General features: G+C 42.3%; 18 protein-coding genes and 1 pseudogene. 10 read left to right on the plus strand and 9 right to left on the minus strand.

The genetic code is table 11. From position 1 onward, the window contains the following. Positions 1 to 122: 122 nt before the first annotated feature. From VB775_RS08735 to VB775_RS08760, 6 genes and pseudogenes are all read right to left on the minus strand, one after another. Positions 123 to 1,163 (minus strand): PQQ-dependent sugar dehydrogenase, encoded by a 1,041-nt coding sequence (locus VB775_RS08735; RefSeq protein ID WP_281007158.1) that lies wholly within the window; start codon positions 1,161 to 1,163, stop codon positions 123 to 125. Next, the gene (locus VB775_RS08740; RefSeq protein WP_281007157.1) at positions 1,160 to 2,728 is read right to left on the minus strand and encodes a mucoidy inhibitor MuiA family protein; all 1,569 of its coding nucleotides are present in this window, start codon (positions 2,726 to 2,728) and stop codon (positions 1,160 to 1,162) included. Before VB775_RS08740 ends, VB775_RS08735 begins: the two co-directional genes overlap by 4 nt. A gap of 3 nt (positions 2,729 to 2,731) precedes the next feature. Further along, complete coding sequence (locus VB775_RS08745) at positions 2,732 to 5,014, minus strand: DUF4139 domain-containing protein (RefSeq protein ID WP_281007156.1); 2,283 nt, start codon at positions 5,012 to 5,014, stop codon at positions 2,732 to 2,734. A gap of 585 nt (positions 5,015 to 5,599) precedes the next feature. Further along, positions 5,600 to 7,108 (minus strand): annotated as a pseudogene (locus tag VB775_RS08750) (NACHT domain-containing protein); the annotation flags it as partial. 128 nt (positions 7,109 to 7,236) lie between these two features. Continuing rightward, positions 7,237 to 8,697: an NACHT domain-containing protein gene (locus VB775_RS08755; protein ID WP_281007154.1), complete on the minus strand. Its 1,461-nt coding sequence runs from the start codon at positions 8,695 to 8,697 to the stop codon at positions 7,237 to 7,239. Between the two features lie 419 nt (positions 8,698 to 9,116). Next, entirely contained in the window at positions 9,117 to 9,806 is a 690-nt protein-coding gene (locus VB775_RS08760; RefSeq protein ID WP_281007153.1) for a zinc metallopeptidase, read from the minus strand. Between the two features lie 1,014 nt (positions 9,807 to 10,820). Here VB775_RS08760 and aat point away from each other — a divergent pair. The 4 genes from aat (at position 10,821) to VB775_RS08780 (ending at position 15,596) form a co-directional block, all read left to right on the plus strand. After that, positions 10,821 to 11,423 (plus strand): leucyl/phenylalanyl-tRNA--protein transferase, encoded by a 603-nt coding sequence (gene aat / locus VB775_RS08765; protein WP_281007152.1) that lies wholly within the window; start codon positions 10,821 to 10,823, stop codon positions 11,421 to 11,423. A gap of 87 nt (positions 11,424 to 11,510) precedes the next feature. Continuing rightward, positions 11,511 to 12,920 (plus strand): serine/threonine protein kinase, encoded by a 1,410-nt coding sequence (locus VB775_RS08770; protein ID WP_281007151.1) that lies wholly within the window; start codon positions 11,511 to 11,513, stop codon positions 12,918 to 12,920. Between the two features lie 386 nt (positions 12,921 to 13,306). Further along, complete coding sequence (locus tag VB775_RS08775; protein WP_281007150.1) at positions 13,307 to 13,456, plus strand: hypothetical protein; 150 nt, start codon at positions 13,307 to 13,309, stop codon at positions 13,454 to 13,456. A gap of 253 nt (positions 13,457 to 13,709) precedes the next feature. Next, positions 13,710 to 15,596 (plus strand): tetratricopeptide repeat protein, encoded by a 1,887-nt coding sequence (locus tag VB775_RS08780; RefSeq protein WP_281007149.1) that lies wholly within the window; start codon positions 13,710 to 13,712, stop codon positions 15,594 to 15,596. Between the two features lie 193 nt (positions 15,597 to 15,789). Here the strand turns inward: VB775_RS08780 and VB775_RS08785 are convergent, their stop codons facing one another. Then, positions 15,790 to 16,047 carry a Txe/YoeB family addiction module toxin gene (locus tag VB775_RS08785; RefSeq protein WP_281007148.1) on the minus strand — a complete coding sequence of 86 codons (258 nt, stop codon included), beginning with the start codon at positions 16,045 to 16,047 and terminating at the stop codon, positions 15,790 to 15,792. After that, positions 16,028 to 16,234, minus strand: a complete 207-nt coding sequence (locus VB775_RS08790; RefSeq protein ID WP_281007147.1) for a prevent-host-death protein — start codon at positions 16,232 to 16,234, stop codon at positions 16,028 to 16,030. The genes VB775_RS08785 and VB775_RS08790 overlap by 20 nt, the downstream gene beginning before the upstream one ends. A gap of 172 nt (positions 16,235 to 16,406) precedes the next feature. Here VB775_RS08790 and VB775_RS08795 point away from each other — a divergent pair, with 172 nt between their 5' ends. The 6 genes from VB775_RS08795 (at position 16,407) to VB775_RS08820 (ending at position 19,470) form a co-directional block, all read left to right on the plus strand. Beyond that, positions 16,407 to 16,703 carry a BrnT family toxin gene (locus VB775_RS08795; RefSeq protein ID WP_407073006.1) on the plus strand — a complete coding sequence of 99 codons (297 nt, stop codon included), beginning with the start codon at positions 16,407 to 16,409 and terminating at the stop codon, positions 16,701 to 16,703. Next, positions 16,693 to 16,971, plus strand: coding sequence for a hypothetical protein (locus VB775_RS08800; RefSeq protein WP_281007145.1), 279 nt, complete (start codon positions 16,693 to 16,695; stop codon positions 16,969 to 16,971). Before VB775_RS08795 ends, VB775_RS08800 begins: the two co-directional genes overlap by 11 nt. A gap of 8 nt (positions 16,972 to 16,979) precedes the next feature. Then, the gene (locus VB775_RS08805) at positions 16,980 to 17,192 is read left to right on the plus strand and encodes a hypothetical protein (protein ID WP_281007144.1); all 213 of its coding nucleotides are present in this window, start codon (positions 16,980 to 16,982) and stop codon (positions 17,190 to 17,192) included. A 245-nt stretch (positions 17,193 to 17,437) separates the two neighbouring features. Then, on the plus strand, positions 17,438 to 18,901 hold the full coding sequence (locus VB775_RS08810; protein WP_281007143.1) for a hypothetical protein: 1,464 nt from the start codon (positions 17,438 to 17,440) through the stop codon (positions 18,899 to 18,901). 42 nt (positions 18,902 to 18,943) lie between these two features. After that, complete coding sequence (locus VB775_RS08815) at positions 18,944 to 19,204, plus strand: hypothetical protein (protein WP_142656254.1); 261 nt, start codon at positions 18,944 to 18,946, stop codon at positions 19,202 to 19,204. Then, positions 19,201 to 19,470 carry a type II toxin-antitoxin system RelE family toxin gene (locus VB775_RS08820; RefSeq protein WP_281007142.1) on the plus strand — a complete coding sequence of 90 codons (270 nt, stop codon included), beginning with the start codon at positions 19,201 to 19,203 and terminating at the stop codon, positions 19,468 to 19,470. Before VB775_RS08815 ends, VB775_RS08820 begins: the two co-directional genes overlap by 4 nt. A 5-nt stretch (positions 19,471 to 19,475) precedes the next feature. On the opposite strand, the gene VB775_RS08825 is transcribed toward VB775_RS08820, so the two are convergent. Continuing rightward, the gene (locus VB775_RS08825; RefSeq protein WP_281007141.1) at positions 19,476 to 19,673 is read right to left on the minus strand and encodes a DUF433 domain-containing protein; all 198 of its coding nucleotides are present in this window, start codon (positions 19,671 to 19,673) and stop codon (positions 19,476 to 19,478) included. Between the last annotated feature and the right edge of the window lie 28 nt (positions 19,674 to 19,701).

Below are 19,701 nucleotides of genomic sequence, written 5' to 3' on the forward strand. Positions count from 1 at the left end.
CTCCGAGAACCACTGAGCAGCTTTATGATGCTATCACTCTCGCTTTCAATTCTGTTTCCGATTCTGACTTCTTTGGCTGGTTTTACGAATGTGACGCTCGTACCACGCTCATTTGAAAACCGCTATAACAGCAACCCAGACGGAGCGATCGCAGGAGTCCACACTAATTTGGGATCGACCATATCAGGACGAGATGTTTCATCAGAAATCTTACCACCAATGTATTCTTGACTAAAGCTCACCACTGGCCAGCCATAGTTTTTACCTGCCTCGATGAGGTTTAATTCATCACCACCCCTTGCACCATGCTCCGTTGACCAGACTTGCTTGGATAGAGGATCAGCAAATAAGCCTTGAATGTTGCGATGTCCATAGCTCCAAATTGCAGGATTAGCATTAGTGGTTTTCACAAAGGGATTATCTGGTGGAATGGAGCCATCATCCTTGAGCCGTAAAACTTTGCCAAGGTGACTATCTAATTTTTGGGCTTGTTTCCGAATCAATTCACCATTCAGTTGTAAAGGTGGATTGCCCCCATCACCGATCGCGATCAGCATAGTTTCATCGGGTAGCCAAACGATGCGCGAACCAAAATGCTGATTTCCCGATTTTGACGGCTTGACCTCAAAAATTACTTGTGGTTCAACGAGCGCTTTGCCATCAAATTTTGCTCTCAAAATACTGGTGCGATTAGATTGGAAGTCTCCAGAGGAATAGGTAAGGTAAACCAATTTATTTTCGGCAAAGCGTGGATGTAGTGAGATATCCATCAAGCCTGCTTGTCCAGATACAAATAGATTAGGGATTTCGGCGATCGCAACTTGCTGTAGTGATCCATTTCGCAGGATTTGGACGCGACCAACTCGCTCAGTAATCAGCATTGCGCCATCGGGTAACCAAGCCATTCCCCAAGGTCTTTCTAAATTTTGGACTACCGTAACTTTTTTGAAACCCGTAGGAGTAGGCTTTTTACTCGTCGCGGTATTTGTGGCGATCGCGGATGTTGTCGGTTGAACAACTGTTAATGGTGTTGATGTTGGTGTTGGTGATGGATTGAAGTTAAGCTCTGGAATAGCACAACCTCCTATGGTTAGGGCGATCGCACTGGTCACAAAGCTAAACGGATAGCGTAAAGTCTTCATCATTTCTGGTTGGTAATTCATAGACCTTCTACATCAGGAGCAGCAGCAATTTTATAAACTAGGTTAACTTTGGATTGAGAATAGGGTGAAAGATGCAAGTCCCAAGTACAAAAGCCATTGGCATCAGGTTGAAGGCGATCGCTCGTTTCATCCTGAACCACCTCAATTTTAACTTTTTCTAATTCTGAAATAGGAATCCGTTCAATCATCGTGATTTTTCTAACGTCGTCACCAATATTCGAGAGAAAGATGCTGACGGTATTAGTAATCGTATTCCATTGGGTGAGATGATTTTTCTCGCGCTTTTGTGATTGAATGCGCTGAACACGCATATTTGCATCAGTTCCCCAACCAAGGGCAAATTTTTCTTGGGGTGCAATGAAAGATATGGTCGTCCTGCCTACATATTCTGTAGCCCGCACCAGATCAACGGGACCAGCCAGAATTGGTAAAGTTGCATTATTCGTTTGTTCACTTTTGAGAACGACTTGTAAAGCTATTTCTGGCATCAGGACATGCTCAATTTTGGCTAAAGATTGAAACTGAAATAGTGGCACACGATAAGGATTGCCATCAGGGGGAATATGTGCTTTTTGAGGAGCGCGAATTGTTCGCACTTCACCACCATCATCCACCGATGGTAAATCGATCGCATCTGGTCTTGTTCCTGCACCTAGCCTCGTGGTTTTCACCGTTTGATCGCGCATTTCTACAGCAATCTTTTTCGCTTTCTCGCGAATATTCAGCCAATCATCGGTGAGTAAAGGTGGCTCAGTGCCAAGGGAAGCACGGGCTGTGGAGAAAACTAAATCGACATTTAGCCAGTCTTCGCCTGTGTTTTGCCAAACGCAACCATCGGTACGGAAAGTTAGTTGGGAATTCTCTCCCATTTGTAATTGCGCTTGATGATAGGGTCGCCAGAAGGCATTGGGAACCACATAATCAAAGGCTAGTTCGTAATCGCCTGTTTCCGCGATCGCTAAATCCGCTTCGATATGAGCAGTAAAAATCTGATCTGGTCTAGTTTCGGCTTGGATACGGCTTACGAGTCGCTCGATTGCTGACTTTAACTTTGCCTGTGCATGGTAAGTATGGAGGATTTCGCTACGAGATTCCCGCATTTTTTGAAATAGTGGCTGTAATTGCGATCGCCATGCCATCGGATCAACCTGTCCCCAAGCCGCATCAATGGGCAATTCTTGCAGAGCCTTACCCAAAATTAGACCAATTTGTTGGAACTGTTCTTCGAGTTGTTGGCGATCTTCAGTGAGGACATTGTATTGCTCAAATTGCGATCGCCATTCGGTCTTTAACTCCTCGATCAAACCTGAGCGATCGGACTCCTTAATTAACATGCGTCGGCGCACACGCACATCATTGACTCTTGCACCAGATAAGCGATCGCTAAATTCCGCCCGCAGCGACTTATCGGAAAGAATTGGAGCGACCCGATCAATCTGCACTCGCCATAGTCCTGCGGCTAGATTTACCTTGGCTATACGTTGGACTTGAGCGCGATCTTCGAGCAGAGTCACGGTAGTCACAGGAGCATTTAGATCTAGGGTCTGAATTTCGGTTGATATCATGGGCTATTCCTCTCTCCGATTACCATTAACTAGCTCATTGTCCACAAAGGTTTTGATCGTATAGTCGGCGGTTAATTCTGTTTCACCACCTGCGGGAACGTTGATTTGCCAACGATAGCCGCCCTTGATCACCGCATTACGTTCTTGCTGTTCATACTTTTCCCATGCTGGCGAAACCTGTGTAACGGTCACATCGACTTTTACATCGGCTTGGGGTACAGGGACACGTTCGCGCACTTCGATACGAGCATTTCGTCCTAGTCGATTGGCGATCGCAATATGAATACTGTGACGCAGTTCGTTAAAGGCAACCAAACTCATACCCGATCGCACTTCTTTAAAGGAGGTATTTCGCGCCACTTTGATCGATTGCTCTACGCCTAAACCTAGTTCCATTTGTCCCTTGGGTGGCACGGTATTAATGCGCGTTGAGAGAATATATTCTCCATCCACATAGACATCGGTAGAGCCTGATAGTAATGGCGATCGCAGTGGGTTGCGAAGTTGCGCGATCCGAAAAACATTAGTGTCTTCACGGGGAACAACGACATAACGCATATCTATCTCAGCATTCTCTTCGAGCAGAGCCACGGAATGAAACTGCCTATCCGACGGAATATCAATGCGTCCAGATCCAAGATAGGCAAAGTCAAAAGCACCTGCCATCTCACGCACATTCGTTCCACCCGCAGGTAAGGGAATATTAGAACAAGCAGCTAGCTGTAAGGCTTTTCGCAAAACCATCGTCAGATCAAAGTTAATCGTTATCTGCGATCGCTTCAGGGACTCCAAATAGAGGGTCTGCACATCGGGCAAACTGAGTTTGCCACGCTGAGAGGTATTACTAGGATCAGCCAATCGCATCAGTCCATAGTTCGTAATCTCTTGAACAGGATCAAAAGCATCTTCTTGCATTACAGCCGATATCGATGATCGCTCAAGATTCATAGATCTTTTGGGCGGAGCCATAGCCTTCCGCATGACTTGCGCTTCCATTCTTTCGGGAGCAGCAGATGGCATACTCCTACTCATATTAGATTGCAACATGGATCTAAGTTCAGACACTTCTGCTTCAACTTCTGATGACACAGTACCAAAATATTCGTTCTGCTCGTCATATAAGCTGGCTTCACTGGCTAACTCAACCGAGTTGACTCCACGACCCAGCAGGTTTTGGCTAAGATCGTCAAAGGAGTCTATTTTCAAATTTTCAATCTTCTGGTTCAGAATCGATTGGGTTACTGATGATAATGGCGATAAATTTGGAATTTGAAAACTTTGCGAAACCGAGGTAGTACTAATTACGCTATAGGCGATCTGTCTCTGAAGATCATAATCTTCAAACAGAATTTCTGCTCCTTGGGGTGGGTTGCGCCAAGCTTTTTTAGATGCGAAAGCCTGCGATCGCCCTAATCGTAAAGAAGGTAACTCTGGCAGCTCACACCAACCCATCGGCGTAGCCGTCGAAAGCTCAATCTGTACACCCGACCAGTCCTCACCAGTACGCTGACAAATCAATGCTCTCAAGGCGATCGCGGCGGTATTATTTGCACTATTGAGCCGACAGACATAGGTGGGTATCCATTTTGCCCCCTGTACAAAATATTCCACAATCAGTTGCAGATGATCAGGTGGTAAGGATGCTGCTTGGCGATCGCGAATTTGCAAACGTGCCACGATTGTTTTACGCAATTCATTTTCTTTGGCAACATTGGCATTAGAAGCAAGGTTTTGTTGTTGCTGGAGATCGGCTAATTGTTCGGTCGCCTTTCGCAGTTGACTTTCAAGTTCTCGCTTTTCTTTAAGGCGTAATTGTTTCTGCTCATCCTTGAAATTGGCTAGGGCTATTCTTGCACCTGTTGGTGAGGTTGGTGGTGCTTTGCCTTGTTCACCAATCGGACGATCGGGGACATGCAACACATTTAAAGCGGCTATTTCTAGGGCAATTACATTCCCCAAATCACTAAGGCGATCGACTTCAGCTTTGGCGGACTGAATGGATGCTTCTAAATCCGATATGGGAACTTCCACAGGTGGCGGGACATGTAATCCAACCCGCACATCTGTAACCATGATGTTGCTGTCCGTCTCTGTGCCGTTGTCTACTCGTACCCTGACACTTCCATCATCTAGAGCCAGTGGTAGTCCAGCGATTTCCACTTCAATATTTTCATCGTTTTCATTTTGCCATGCGATCGCTGATAGACTTGCTAACCGCTTCACGGTGGAGCCTTCGGCGTAAACTTTAACTTTATCGATTTTGGAGGCAAGCTGTGCGATCGACATAAATTTATGCGTTATCCAAATCTTGTCTTGGTTTTATTAAATTCATTATATACTCCTAAAAATCAAAGTCTGTGAATGTATAGATAGCCTAGTATTTGCAGATTAAGGTTGTGATGGGTTTAGGTTAAGATCCCATTTAAGAATTACACAACCCTTAAAATCTCGTTTAAAGTTCTAGGTGTCTAGCCCCCTAAATCCCCCAATTCTGGGGGACTTAAAAATATGGTTCTCCCCAGAATTGGGGGGCTAGGGGGGGCAAAAAGCACAGAGGAAGTGGGATTTATAGGAATCGTAGGGGCATAGCATTCACGCTGAAATTTATGCATTTACAGATAGCCTTAATTTGGGAATGCTTTGCCCTAAACCTCGCAACGCAGGGACAATTTATCTGTGAAGGCATAGGATTTATAGGAATTGTAGGGGCATAGCATTCCCGCAGAAATTTATCCATTTACAGATACCCTTAATCTGGGAATGCTTTGCCCTAAATCTTGCAACGCAGGGACAATTTATCTGTGAGAGCATAGAGGGCAAAGCATTTGCAGATCGATATTGTTGCGGGGTTTAAAAATTGTGGCGCAAATGCTATGCCCCTACGGGATTCTCACTCAATTTTGCTAATTCCTTCTTCGCAAATTCCTTTAATTTTGCATCAGAATCGTTGTTAGCGATCGTCTTCAATAATTCCAATGTTTGAGGTTTGTCGCTGTAATGTTTGAGGATTGCTTCTAGTGCAATTTGGCGGGGATTATTTTCAAAATCAAACTGACGTTTAAAGGGATTATACATAGCGTGATCACACAAAAGATCAAACGTTTGAGGATCCTCTTTCCAGCCTTTAGCAATCCCTTGTACCGCAGCCCATTGCACATCCCAACTCTGATCGTTAAGAGCGCGGTCTTTTAGCCAAAGAAGAGTATCAGTTTCATCTTTCCAGCCTTTAGCAATCGCTTGTACCGCCTCCTTTCGCACATATGCGTTCTGATCTTTAAGAGCGCAGTTTTTTAGCCAAGGAAGGGTATCAGTTTCATCTTTCCAGCCTCTAGCAATAGCTTTTACCCCTGACCTTCGCACTAAACTATTTTGATCGTTAAGAGCGCGATCTTTTAGCCAAGGAAGGGTATCAGTTTCATCTTTCCAGCCTATAGAGATCGCTTGTACCGCCGCTATTGGTATATAGGAATATGAATCGCACTCTAAACATTTCTTCAGCCAAGGTAACATGTTATAGCTATCTTGCCAAATACTTGCAGTGATATTTATGAGTGTAGCCGCCAATTCAGGATTGAACTTATAAGGAGTTTCTCTCTCGGCTTCATATTGTAATGTTTTTAGCAGCTTGCTTGATGTAGGAGCAATCAAACTTCTGTTTCTCACCTCAACAAAACAATCTACTGCTACTAATAGATTGGATACTCCTTCTTTTTTTAGTCTGCCAATCTCATCTAGATATGCATTTTTATCAACTTTCTGCTCCAAAAGAAAATCAATAATATCGGCAACAAATCTAGGCTCAATCATCCCCGAAATTAACCGCAAAACCTCATGCCAAGACTCATCCTGCCAATGCTGACCAAACACATCATTGATTAACTGCTCAATCGTCAGCGTTTGCGACTCCTTAAACTGCCAGACAAACTCCCACGCACAAAAATACTCCAAAAAAGTCCGATGCACAAAACCATAGGAATCCCCACCCAGATCGCAGAGAATGAAATTGCGCGTGCGAAGTTGACCGATCATGATACGGGCGATTTCCCTTGGCTTCTCCACCTCAATCGTCCTCAGGTAATCCGTCAAAATGCTCTCCAACTGCGCCGCACTAATCAAATTCCCCGCCAAACCCTTCGCGCTCGACTGCATATAATAAGCAACCTTCCGCAACATCGCCTGCTTATCTCGATAGTCAATCGTTTTCGGGTCAATTCGCCGATCCTCCACTAGCGCCCGTTCCACATCCCATTGATGCAACAACACCCTCGAAGCTTGGTTATACAGTTCAGGACGATCCCTAGGTAACTCCTGATTACGATTGAGAATCGCCATCATCGTCAACAACAAAGGATTACCCGCCAACTCCTTAATCGATCGCGAGGGTGCGACCTTTATCTGATACCTTCTCAAATTAGCAAAATTCTTACCCAGTATACCTTTTATCGAATTCGATCAAGGATTATAATCTGAATTAACGAAGCTTAGAACGCTTACGCAGTAACGGGTTATCAGATGGAGGTCGCACCCGATCGCGACTCCCTGATCGCCTTCTGCAACCGCTCCCGCTTGCGATCCTTATCCGCACCCTCCGCAAAATTCAGATCATGCCAACGCACCACAAACTCTTGCATTTGCTCATCATTCAACTCTTGCAGCATAAAGTGCTGAAACCCCGCATCCCTTAACCTTTGAGCCTTATAGCCCAACCACCGCGAAGTCGCAACTGATCTCACCGCAGGATACTCATTCGTAAAGCGATGGATATCCGTCACCACCTCATCACGCAATGCAGGATCGAACACCTCATCAATCCCATCAAATAGGGCAATAACGTCTCCATTCTTCAGCTTTTCATGCAACTCCTGCTGATTCAGCCGACAGGTAATATTCCCACCATGAATAAACGAAACAATATCCTTACATTTCCCAGCTTGTTTATCACGGGCATAGGTACGCAACTCCAACAAAAGCGGTAACGGATGCAAAGGCAAATCTCGTACAGGTCGCTCCGCCCAAATCAGCGCCAGATATTGCAACAATGTCGATTTCCCTGATCCAGGATCGCCCAAGATCACCGCATATTTAGCAATCCCATCTTTTGCCGACTCATTCGGATTACCCAATACCTCAAACACCCCGCGAATCGGCTGCTCTACATAGCGCTTGCGATGATTCTCTAATTCCGCTTCGGCAAGTTCCAACACATCCAACTGTCCGCTTTCTTGCAACAGCCGCGATCGCTCCTTCGGCAACTCATACACCTGCGGAATAAACTCCTGACATTCCCGCAAATTCTGCGGAATAAAGATCTTCCACAATTTCAACTCGTTGTAATAAACTCCAGTCGTATCGAGAGATTCCAGCTTCAAGTTGCCATACTGCTCCCGCAACCCTTCCGCATACTTCTCTAAATCAAACGCTGGCGCAATTCCTGCTAATTCCTGTGTAGCATCGGCGATTTTGTCCAAAGTCTGCACCTCAAAAATCGGACGCAACTTATCCGAATTCTGGACAAGTTTCTTGACCGATTTGATGTAGGACTTACACACAAAATCCCAATCCATATCTTCAGGCAAAAGTGGTGAATTCAAAGCCGCCCAAGTCCGCACCAACAGCGCCGTATCGATCGCCTTACATTCCACATTAAACGCCATCCCCAAAGTTGATGCGACTTCTTCGCGATCAATAAACTTTTTCAGAGCAGGAATGTAATACTTTTTGAGCAATGTCTCCTGATAGCCAGCTTCAAGCAGTTCATCCTGAATCAGTTCTAAAAACACCTTCAGCGCTTTGCCATAGGCTTCTTTCTGCACATCCTTTTCAGGCAAGTGAATCACCTTTTTCAAGCAATCCTTAAAAAAGTCCTTGCCATAATCCTTTGCCGCATCCTGAGCCAAACTTTCTAAAATGGGATAAACGACTACACCAGCCGCCTGTGTCACACCCCAAACTACCAACCAATCAATCATCGCCTCAAACTCCAAGGATATGACTCAGGGATCTCATCAGCTAAGGGACTTGACGAGAAAAAATATACCACCGAGTTTGTATGGCTTCGACTTCGCTCAGCCAACGTTGGCTGAGCGAAGTCGAAGCCGTAGGTACTTTAATTAATCGCAAGTCCCTAAAGCAAGTTTTTAGCTCCTGCTTTATGTGATTATTGTATCAAATTAGCTAAAGTTTAACTGAAATCTATTAACAAAATAGTATTTGATACCAAAACACAAAATGGCTACGCCATTTTGTGTTTTTAAAACCCTTGCTCGATTTGGTTTTCAATTAACGAAAGTGTGGCAATACTTTCGTTAATTGGTATGACTTAAAGACAATCAAATCAAAAAAAGACAGCGCAATGCGCCGTCTTTTTTTGATTTGTAAAGCGTTGTAATTAGCGATCGCCACGGATTAACAACAACTGCACCAGTTGCAGCGCCGCATAGATCGCCGTAGCCACATATGTCCAAGCTGCGGCATTAAGCACCTTACGAGCGCCACGATTTTCTTCGCCTTGGAGAATACCTAACTCATCAATTAATCGCAAAGCGCGGCTAGAAGCATCAAACTCCACAGGTAAAGTCACAATGTGAAATAGGATCGCACTAGCAAACAAAGCAATACCAATATTGATGAAAACTACACTCAAACTGCCAAGGGATGTCAAGAACAGCCCAGCCATCACCATTATGGGGCCAAAGTTTGCGCCAATATTTGCTACTGGGACTAGCGAGGCTCGAATATTCATAAATTGATAGCCGCGCACATCCTGCAAAACGTGACCGCATTCATGGGCAGCGATCGCTGCCGCCGCTAGTGATGAAGATGCATACACTGATTCTGATAGGCGCACAGCTTTGGCAGAAGGATCATAATGATCGGTCAGTTCTCCTGCTACTTGCTCTACGGTTACATCATGAATACCCATGCGTTGCAAGATTGTTTTAGCAACTTGTTCGCCTGTCATTCCCAGACTTGAGCGTATATCTGCATATTTTTCGTAAGTCGCTTTGACCCGTTGCTGCGCCCAAAACATCAAGATCATCCCTGGGATCAGGATTAAATAGGATGGGTGAAAAAACATTGACTTTTCTCCTTCTGACATTTCTATGTATGATTATGCCCTTGTTGCTATGGTCTCTGGCGGTAGGGAAAACACTACTCTCATAGCTAGAAAAATCTACTAGAAACATCTATAAAATTAGACAGAGAAGCTAGCCTAAAACATCTCGATCTGAAATAAAAGTTAATTCGGATGTTTTTAAGATTAAAAAATTTAATCCAGTCTTTTTAGAATAACTATTTGGTAAATAAAAAATAAACAAGAAGGTAATGAAATAATAATAATAAAATGTATAACTCTATTTCTTTGACAATCTTGCGAAAAAGTATTTGCTGAGAGTTAGACAATAAGTATAATTACTCAAGAACAAGAATCGCAATGTTAAGTATAAAGAAAAGTTTAAGCGATCCCAGATTTGACAAAATTTCTAGCACAATAGGATTATTCAAACGGAGCTAGCTTATATATAAGCTCTGAATTTAAATACCAAATTAATAAAACACAAAAAAATAAGTGGTCTAAACTAGGGCAATTGGTAATTTTTACCTAGCCAAGTTGGGTCACTTATTTTTTTTGGTTGACAGGTTTTTCGATGTTAATTTTTTTAGGGGATCGCTGCAATACCTATCAAAAGGGAACAAGCGAAATTTATATTTCATTTTTCGATGGCAAATCCTTAACTAGCCACAATTTAGCAACTAAGTATTTAGACTCAAATAAAATTCTTGCAACGGATTATAAAGAAAACGTTAAGCGATCCCAGTTTTGGATGTCTATCTTAGAGAATATGATCATTCAAACGGAATCGGCTTATTTAAAGATTCTGAATTTCAATACCAATTTAACAACAATTTATGTAAATAAATGGTTTGCTATGACTAAGTAAATTTACTTAATCGCAGCAAACCATTTATGCTATTAAAGGCTTTTGTTGGTGGTATTTTCAAAAAGATTTTGTTAACTAATCTTCAATCAATTTTCGTTTAATTATCTGCTTCAAGTCTTTTAAACTGGGTAAACAGGTGTAGACACTTCGTGGAAAGATTTAATATCCGTAGCGTTATCGAAGGTTATACCCAAGGCTACTTTTTGATGTCAGAGGGTGATGGAGAGCCGATTGAGTGGTATTACACTAACAGCCGCACCTTGATCCCACTTGATCAGCACTTTCGATATCCTAAATCTTTGCAGCGAGTTATCAACCAAAATCGCTTTGAAGTTAAGATCGATACCGCCTTTGAGCAAGTGGTAGAAGGATGTGCCGATCGCGAAACCACATGGATCTCTAAAGAACTGCGATCACTTTATAGCAATTTACACAAAGCAGGATGGGCGCATAGTTTTGAGACATGGCAAGGGGAGCAATTGGCAGGAGGGATTTTGGGGATTGCCATACGCGGCGTATTTATTGGCGAGTCGATGTTTTTTAAAATTCCCGAAGGCTCGAAGGTAGCGATGGTGAAGTTAGTAGAGCATTTGCGATCGCATGGGTATAGTTTATTTGATGCTCAATTAATGAATCCACATCTGGAGAGGTTTGGAGCCTTTGAGATTGATGATGACAGTTACCAAGCTTTGCTAAAGCAAGCTTTAACCAAATCTTGCAACTTCACACCAATTTCTGTAACCAAACCTTAAATAGGCAAAGGATTGCCGCGCAGAGCGCGGCAATCCTTTGCCTCTAAAATCATTATTACGATGGCAAACATGAGGTGAAAAAGAGTTGTGACAGAACTACATCAAGTTGGGGAAATTATCCAATCTCGCTACCGTATTGCTAGCATTCTGGGACAAGGTGGTATTGGCATCACCTATGCTGCTTTTGATGCCCAAACAGGCGATCGCGTGGCATTAAAAGCCCTATCATTTCGACGCATGAATGAGTGGAAAGTACTGGAATTATTTGAGCGGGAAGCAAAGGTACTTTCTCAACTCGATCATCCTGCCATTCCCCGTTATCTAGACTATTTTCAGATTGATACTAATCGCGATCGCGATTTTTACATCGTGCAGCAACTGGTAGAGGGAAAATCTCTCGCACAGGCGATCGCTGACGGCTGGCATAGCAGCGAGGAAGATATTAAACAGATTGCTGAGCAAGTGCTAGAGGTGTTGAGCTATCTACATCAACTCAAACCGCCCGTCATCCATCGTGATATCAAACCTCAAAATATAATTCTTCAACCCAATCGTAAAATTGCTTTGGTAGATTTTGGTGCAGTTCAGGACACTTATCGCAGTACACAGGTGGGGGGCAGTACAGTTGTTGGCACTTACGGATATATGCCACCCGAACAATTTCGGGGTAAGGCTGTTCCTGCGACCGACCTATATGCGCTTGGTGCAACGATTTTATTTTTATTGACGGGGCGATCGCCTGCGGATTTACCTGAAATCAAGTTCAAGATCAGTTTTCGTGACTCCGTTAGCATTTCATCGCATTTTGCTGATTGGCTGGAAAAAATGATTGAACCTGCGATCGAAGATCGATTCAGTAGCGCCCAGCAAGCCCTTCAAGCTTTGCGAACTCCCACCTTGCCATCACTGGAAAGTCGGATCAGCGATCTAGAAATCAGTCGTTTACTTAACCGCAACAGCGATCGCCCCGTTACAAAATATCAATATCCCCAGCCCCTTGGTAGTCGCATTGAATTAAAAAAGACTGATAGTGGTTTAAAAGTTGAGATTCCACCTACGGGGCTGCGTGGTGATGGCGCAAGCATCCTATCATTTGCAATTTTTTGGAATGGTTTTTTGATTGTCTGGACATCAATGGCTCTGAGGGCAGGACTTTTTGCTCTTTTCTCAATTCCCTTTTGGATTATCGGTATTGGCATGGCGTATGCGGGTTTATCGATTGTCTTTGGCAAGGTTTGTTTAGTAATTAGCGATCGCACTTTCAGTATTGATTGGGACGTTTTAGGAATCAAGCGCCATGCCCAAGGCAAAACCCAAGATTTGCGACAAGTTGAACTCAAGAGTTCTTACGAAGTTAATAACCAGCCCGTAATGGAGTTACGTTTAAATCAAGGCATTTATGTCCATAAGTTTGGGTTAGGGTTAAGCCGTCCTGAGAAGGAATGGTTAATGCAAGAAATTAATGACTTTTTAGAAACATGGCGATCGCGCCATTAATCATTACCGCAATTGCTGATCAAACGAGCCAAAATATAAATCCTGAAAGCGCTGCAAAGCAGCGCTTTCAGGATTTATATTTGTTTGGTTTTGAGCGCAAAGCGCTGTAAATCAATCGTCAACAAAATTTATCAGCTTGTCTTGATTTTTATTAACGTGAGTTCGATATAGCCATTTGCGTCGTGCTTCGCACGACGCAAATGGCGAAAAATGGTAAGAATCGCTAAGCGATTCTTACCATTTTTCACAGTCGTCGAACTGACGTTTTATTAACAAAACTAGAACTATAGCTATAGCCACCTCTATCAGGACAAATCAAAACCCAAATAGTGTGAGGCGGCGCGAAGCGCCGCCTCACACTATTTGGGTTTTATGTCCTAACAAGAATGGCGACAGCTATAGTTGTTGGCTTTTCTATTTCTGGTAAAGGATTTTCAGAAAACTTGTGGGAAAAGCATCTACAAGCTTCCCATTTTCCTTGTACTGCCACAGACAACAAATTACAATATCCACCGTTTCTACCTGTTGCATCATAATTTTTACAAAATCGACAGTTCATAATAGTTTCATGCACCCAGATTACCACTATCTACTTTCTCTGTTATTGGGATATTCTCTTGTGATAAATCAAGGTGTTTATGGTGATTGTGATCACTAGACAGCATTTATAGCAACCCTAAAGAGTGATGGCGGCGCGAAGCGCCGCCATCACTCTTTAGGGTTTTGATTTTCTAAGCGAAACTTGTATTGCTATATTACTGATCAATACTAAATACTCGTAAAACGAATATGTCAGATTCTCCAAGTAAACCACTCACAACTTTTGAACGTTATACGATTTTTGTCGATCGCATAATTATTAATATCGAAAATGGCAAGTTGCTATCAAAGGAACATGTCTATCGCATTCTCAGTGAGAGTTTAGAGTCGGGAACAGGGGAAATATTTGAACGGGCTTTAGAAGAACAATCTAACTTACTTCAAGCAAACTTTGCTGCTCAAACTGATGAAGTAAAACAGGCAAAAGCAAATCAGAAACTACGTGCCATGAAAATTCTCCATGATGCATGGGAACAGTGGCAACAAAATTATCAACTTCAGGATACCTGTGCTAGAGGCTTACAAACTATTCTCAGTGCTGAACCTCAAGAGCGTCTAGCTACATTAATTCAAGTTCTTGACCCAAATCATACGCCTGTTTTTGAACGTCAACATATTCAGCTTCTTACACAATTACTGCAAAAATCTGCCGACACTCTTCCCGATGATTCGGAAGCATTTACATTACGTCAGTTTGCGATCGGGCTGACTAGTGGATTAGCAGATTTTGATTTATTGGAAGGTTCGCTAGTTAGTTGGCTATACGAACCACAAAGACAGGTGGGATTTGAACGCTCTAAGATCAGTGGACCTTGGCATAGTTGGGCGCAACAAATTACTAGTCCTTTACCCCGTGATCTGTTTGCAGGACAGGCAAGTAATCAATCAGCAGCAGCGATCGCACAGGCTCAGAGAAGCATTGATATTAGTACTTGGGTAGAACTATCAATTCTACTAAGATATTTGCAAAATGGCTTAGTGCGCTGGTTCGATCAGCAACCCTATGATGCCAAAGCAGGGATGCATATGACGGGTGTTACTTTTATTGCTTTCGCGATGATTTGGGGTGAACTTAGCACGGGCTTCCAAAACTCACAACAACTATCGGCAAGCGATCGCCAATCTCTATCGAAGATCTGCTTCCGCATCAGCTTACAGACCTTGCGAACCTTTGCCCAACGCGAAAACTTTCCGCTTTATGGTGGTGTCTTTGCCTCTTTTTCGGGTGAAAGTTTCCGCGAAACCATTAACTATCTCGATCAACCTCTCAAAGAAGCAGAGAATACACAGGAGAAGGCAAGAATTCTCACGGTTTTGGGATATTCAAAAGCTTGGATGGGGCATCATAGAGACGCGATCGCTCTCCATCAAGAAGCAGTGAACCTTGCCCGTGAAGTTGGCGATCAACGTTGCGAAATCGCGAATCTCAATCACCTCAGTCGGATTAGTCTTATTCAAAAGGATTTCAGCACTAGTGAGTCCCAAGCTCAGCGAGCTGTGATTCTAGCAAGACAAAATGGCGATCGCCAAGGTGAGGCAAATGCTTTGGCTAATTTGGGCTATAGCGAAGTGATGATTGCAAGGCAACAGGAATTAATTACGCCTGAAGAACTGGAGACTCCAATCAATCATTTGGAACGCGGACAAAAGCTGTCAGAGAAATTGAATGATCTCCAAAATCAAGCGCTTTGTTGGGTGGGATTGGGGACTGCTTATATTGCGATCGAGCAGCCCAGTCAAGCGCAGATCGCTTTAGAGAAGGGTTTAGCCTTAACTCAACAAATCGGCGATCGCGATTTACAAGCACTCAGTCATGCCTATCTTGGTGAAGCTCTCTATCAACTTAATCTATTAGAATTGGCGGTCTATCACGCTTGCTTGGGAATGTATCTACTAGAGCAACGTGGCAGTAAAGCATGGCAACAGTCAGCAGCTTTGGTGGTGATCTTACAAGGAAAGATAGGCGCTGAGAGTTTCTCGAATCTATTGCAACAGCAGCGATCGCATTTGATCGCTCTAATTGGAGTGGATGGGTTTGACCATTTACCAAACTTGATTGAACGCTATCGACAATGAGCGTTTTAGTGTCATAGAGCGCTTTGCGCTCAAACCCAAACCAATAAATCATTGAAAGCGTTGCTTTGCCGCGCTTTCAATGATTTATTGACTCCATTCTCAACAGGTTTGCACACTTTTATAAAACATAATTCCTTGTAATCTTTATTAGGCAAGGACTACAGCTATCAAAATTCATCGAACTGACGTTAATTTAGTAGTGAAAGCGACAGGCAAGAATTCTGATTTTATCGTCTAGGACTTCATAAATTAGATGATGTTCTTGATCGATACGGCGTGACCAGCAACCAGATAGATCGTGTTTTAACGCTTCAGGTTGTCCTGTGCCTTCAAATGGATTCCGTTGGACTTCACGGATCAGTTTAACGATTTTTAAAGCTTTTTTACGATCATTTTCAATCCACCAAGCTAAGTCTTCAAAAGCATCTGTATCAAATTCCAAGTTTTTCACAGACTGATTCTAAAGAGATTCCATCTTGACGTTTTCTGGCTGAAAGTAGTCTTTTTTTCATAGTTGGACTGCTGAGTAAATAGGTGGTTTCTCTTTCTGCCATTAGTTCTCGCCAAAAGGCGATCGGGACAACTACCGATACTGTTTTTCCTTCTGAATCACAGATGTATTGTAATGCGTTAGTCATAGCAGCCAATATAACTTACTGGATTGGTCATAATTATAACTGATCGCCCCCTTCATCACCCACAAAACCCAATCGCCTAAATCTCAACATCAAACAGCGATCGCTCCCAGCACAAAATTTTGGGATAAATTTGTATTGACAACGTAAATACGCTTTGGCTAAAATATACGGTATGGATGTTTATTTTGTGCTGAACGGGATTAAATTTGTTTGGAATGAGGAGAAGGCTCGAATTAATCCTATTAATCATGATGGTGTGACATTCCAGCAAGCTACTGAAGCATTTTTTGATCCATTTTTAGTAGTAGTTGATGCAAGTCGTAATGATGAGGAACGAGATGCTGTGATTGGTTTAGATAAACGATGGAATCTTCTTTACGTTGTTTATGTTGAAAGGGAGAAAGATTTGATTCGGATTATTTCTGCAAGAAAGGCAACACGCAAGGAGTATGAATATTATGAAAACTGAAGTTCTAAAAAAACGATTGGATCGAAATCGTCCGATGGCAACGGTGACAATCCGTATTCCTGAGGATGTTATCGATGATTTGAAAAAAGTTGCGCCATTGTTAGGATTTTCTGGATATCAGCCTTTAGTTCGTGCTTATATTGGGCAGGGGCTTCGTGCTGATCTTGAGCGGCTGGATGGAGACTCTGTTTCTATATTTATTGAGAGTTTAAAGCGTCACGGTGTAAGTGATGATGTGATTCGTGACGCTTTGAGTGAGGTTGTTTAATTATATTTTTGCGCTCACCCTACTACACCACCCATAAACCCGATCGCCTAAATCTCCACATCAAACAGCGATCGCCCCTCATCACCCACAAACCCGATCGCCTATTCACCCAAACCAAACAACGATCGCCACTCATCATCCACAAAACCGATCACCTATTCTCCACATCAAACAGCGATCGCTCTTCACCACCCACAAAACCCGATCGCCTATTCCCTTAAATCAAACAGCGATCGCCCCTAACCACCCATAAAACCAGATCGCCTATTTCTTCAAGCCAAACAGAGATCCCACTTCATCACCCATAAACTGCGATCAACTATTTTCAAACCAAAAGTGGGATCGCCCGAAAACTCATACAGATATTCTAAAATGATTTGTGGGAAATGTGTTTTATTGAATTAGTTAAACCATATACAACCCATAAATCCTCATCATAAATATTTAACAATCCGAATAATTCATTATGATTTCAAAAAAAGAGAACCTTATTCTTGCTAAAAAATTAGTTATTTATAATAATTTTGCGGAAATCGATGACTTGGTGGGACGGCTTTTGGTGGAGCTACAAATTTATCCAATACCTCGAATATTATGGGATTTTGAAATATTGGGTATGGAAGTGCCTCAATTTCATGCTGTTTTTGCTAGTGAAAGTCTATTAGAAAACTTCTTTTTAGGACATCTAATACAAGTTGAACTTCTTAAATTAGGAGAAATTAGTCGTGGCGCAGATATTTCTTCCATTGCTAAAGGAACAGCTTTAAGAACCTATTTAGATTTAGATGATCCAGAGACTCTATCACATAAATTTAACTTTTGTTTAACTAACACAAGATTTCAAAGGATTTTTCACTGTCACAGTCTTCAAGAAGATTGTAATGGTGGCGTTCTAAAGGGAATTCCTTTGAATTCTAAATGGGCTATCAATCTAGAAATAGGTGAGCAAGCTTGTAAATGGCTTGATATGAGAGAAGATAATGTTGGTACATATTTAACAGGGGTAGGGACTCTTTTTCAGTTAAAAGAAACTGAGGAGGCTGAAGAACTACCTGAATCACTTACAAACATTAGCATCAATGAAGCCGAAGAAGTACTTAGAAATCTTGGCTTACTTCTTTCCTATGCTAATGGAGGATTTATAGCACCTGTCTTTATTGAAGGTGAGAAATATACCAGATATGAATCAGACGAAAATGATCTCAAAAGCAAATCATTTATCTCAACTGACACTACGTCTTCACTTATAAGCACTGCGTCTCAGTTTACATCTCTTGAAAAGCTAGGGAAAAGCTGGCTAACAGAAGACAGTGATTTAGCAGTTTTCATTAGCTGCTTTGACAGCTTTGAAAAAATGCTTGCTCAACCATTTTGGAGAGAGACTTTTTATTTTGTTCTAGTGCAATACTTTCAGGCAACAAGTAGCGATAACTGGGAATTAGCAGCTAGTGCTACTGGAACAGCATTAGAGCGATTAAGTTATGCTATTCTAGTGGAAGATGAGAATAATTTAACTACAAAAGCAAGATGCGAATTGTTATTCGATATTAGACGTACTGATATAGCTAAAACTGCTTGGAATCTTGGACGTAGAGCAGGACAGGAACATATTTCTACTACTGGTAAAAGATTGAGACTAATGCTTGAACGTATAGGCTTAACAAAAAGTAGGGGTTATTTTGATATAGATTTCGTACAAGATTTTTTGTCAGTTCGTAATGATGCTGTACATCCGCAAGTTAGCGAAATAACTTTAGAAGATCGTTATCGCGCAATAATGCAAGCCATCCAATGGATTGATGACGTTTTACTATGGAGACTTGGTTATGAAGGTCATTACATTGATAGAGTGACTGGCTCATTTCCGACATTAGATAATCCTAATTTAAATTTAAGATACGATCTATCTTTGCGAGATTCCAGTTGGTAAAAGAATAGATTAATGTTTAAGTCTAGTTAAAGAAGGAAAAAGATGACAACTAATAGCCCAACTATATTTGCAGAAGAATTAGCCAATGAGCTAGACAAAATTCCTGAGCAATATTGGTCAAACCTTTTGCAGATCATTCGTTTGTTTCGTGAAAGCGTTACGCCAGAATCAGAAAGCCATTCTCAAGATCCTGCAATTGTCGAAGCCATTGAAGATTTAGGGCTTGTCCATGCCATGCTAGAAGTCAAGGATGAAAAGCCTCTTAGTCTCCAAGAAGCGCTTGCCGAAATGGAAAGAGCATGAATGTCAATTATCTTCCTAGCTTTCTTAAAGAACTTAAAGCGCTCAGAAGTACACCTTACTTCAAACCCATAAACACTCTTGTATTTGAGGAGATTCCCAAACTTTCTGGGTTGGCAGATATCAAAAATGTCAAAAAGCTACAGGGGTATGAAAATGCGTATCGAATCAAAGTAGGAGATTATCGAATTGGTGTGATCTTTGAAGGCGAAACCGTTACATTTTGTAGAGTTCTGCATCGCAAAGAAATTTATCGCTATTTCCCATAAACTAACTATCCTGCTGCCGCGTATGCAATACAGGCTTTAAAATCTTCTCGCGTTAGATCAGGAAAATCCTCAAGTATCTCTGCTTCGGTCATATCAGAAGCTAGATATTCAAGAACTTCATAAACCGTAATTCGCAAACCACGCACACAAGGCTTACCACCTCGCTTATTTGGCTCAATCGTGATGTAATTTCGGTAGTTCATATTTGTAGCCTAAAGAATAGGGCGGCAC

The organism is Pseudanabaena sp. CCNP1317, from assembly GCF_034931345.1.
Classification (GTDB): domain Bacteria; phylum Cyanobacteriota; class Cyanobacteriia; order Pseudanabaenales; family Pseudanabaenaceae; genus Pseudanabaena; species Pseudanabaena galeata.

Bases quoted from the DNA above. Each gene is read 5' to 3' on its own strand.
- VB775_RS08735 (WP_281007158.1), bottom strand. From the start codon at position 1,163: ATGAATTACCAACCAGAAATGATGAAGACTTTACGCTATCCGTTTAGC.
- VB775_RS08740 (WP_281007157.1), bottom strand. From the start codon at position 2,728: ATGATATCAACCGAAATTCAGACCCTAGATCTAAATGCTCCTGTGACT.
- VB775_RS08745 (WP_281007156.1), bottom strand. From the start codon at position 5,014: ATGTCGATCGCACAGCTTGCCTCCAAAATCGATAAAGTTAAAGTTTAC.
- VB775_RS08755 (WP_281007154.1), bottom strand. From the start codon at position 8,697: ATGATTGATTGGTTGGTAGTTTGGGGTGTGACACAGGCGGCTGGTGTA.
- VB775_RS08760 (WP_281007153.1), bottom strand. From the start codon at position 9,806: ATGTTTTTTCACCCATCCTATTTAATCCTGATCCCAGGGATGATCTTG.
- VB775_RS08775 (WP_281007150.1), top strand. From the start codon at position 13,307: ATGGCGACAGCTATAGTTGTTGGCTTTTCTATTTCTGGTAAAGGATTT.
- VB775_RS08780 (WP_281007149.1), top strand. From the start codon at position 13,710: ATGTCAGATTCTCCAAGTAAACCACTCACAACTTTTGAACGTTATACG.
- VB775_RS08790 (WP_281007147.1), bottom strand. From the start codon at position 16,234: ATGACTAACGCATTACAATACATCTGTGATTCAGAAGGAAAAACAGTA.
- VB775_RS08795 (WP_407073006.1), top strand. From the start codon at position 16,407: ATGGATGTTTATTTTGTGCTGAACGGGATTAAATTTGTTTGGAATGAG.
- VB775_RS08800 (WP_281007145.1), top strand. From the start codon at position 16,693: ATGAAAACTGAAGTTCTAAAAAAACGATTGGATCGAAATCGTCCGATG.
- VB775_RS08810 (WP_281007143.1), top strand. From the start codon at position 17,438: ATGATTTCAAAAAAAGAGAACCTTATTCTTGCTAAAAAATTAGTTATT.
- VB775_RS08815 (WP_142656254.1), top strand. From the start codon at position 18,944: ATGACAACTAATAGCCCAACTATATTTGCAGAAGAATTAGCCAATGAG.
- VB775_RS08820 (WP_281007142.1), top strand. From the start codon at position 19,201: ATGAATGTCAATTATCTTCCTAGCTTTCTTAAAGAACTTAAAGCGCTC.
- VB775_RS08825 (WP_281007141.1), bottom strand. From the start codon at position 19,673: ATGAACTACCGAAATTACATCACGATTGAGCCAAATAAGCGAGGTGGT.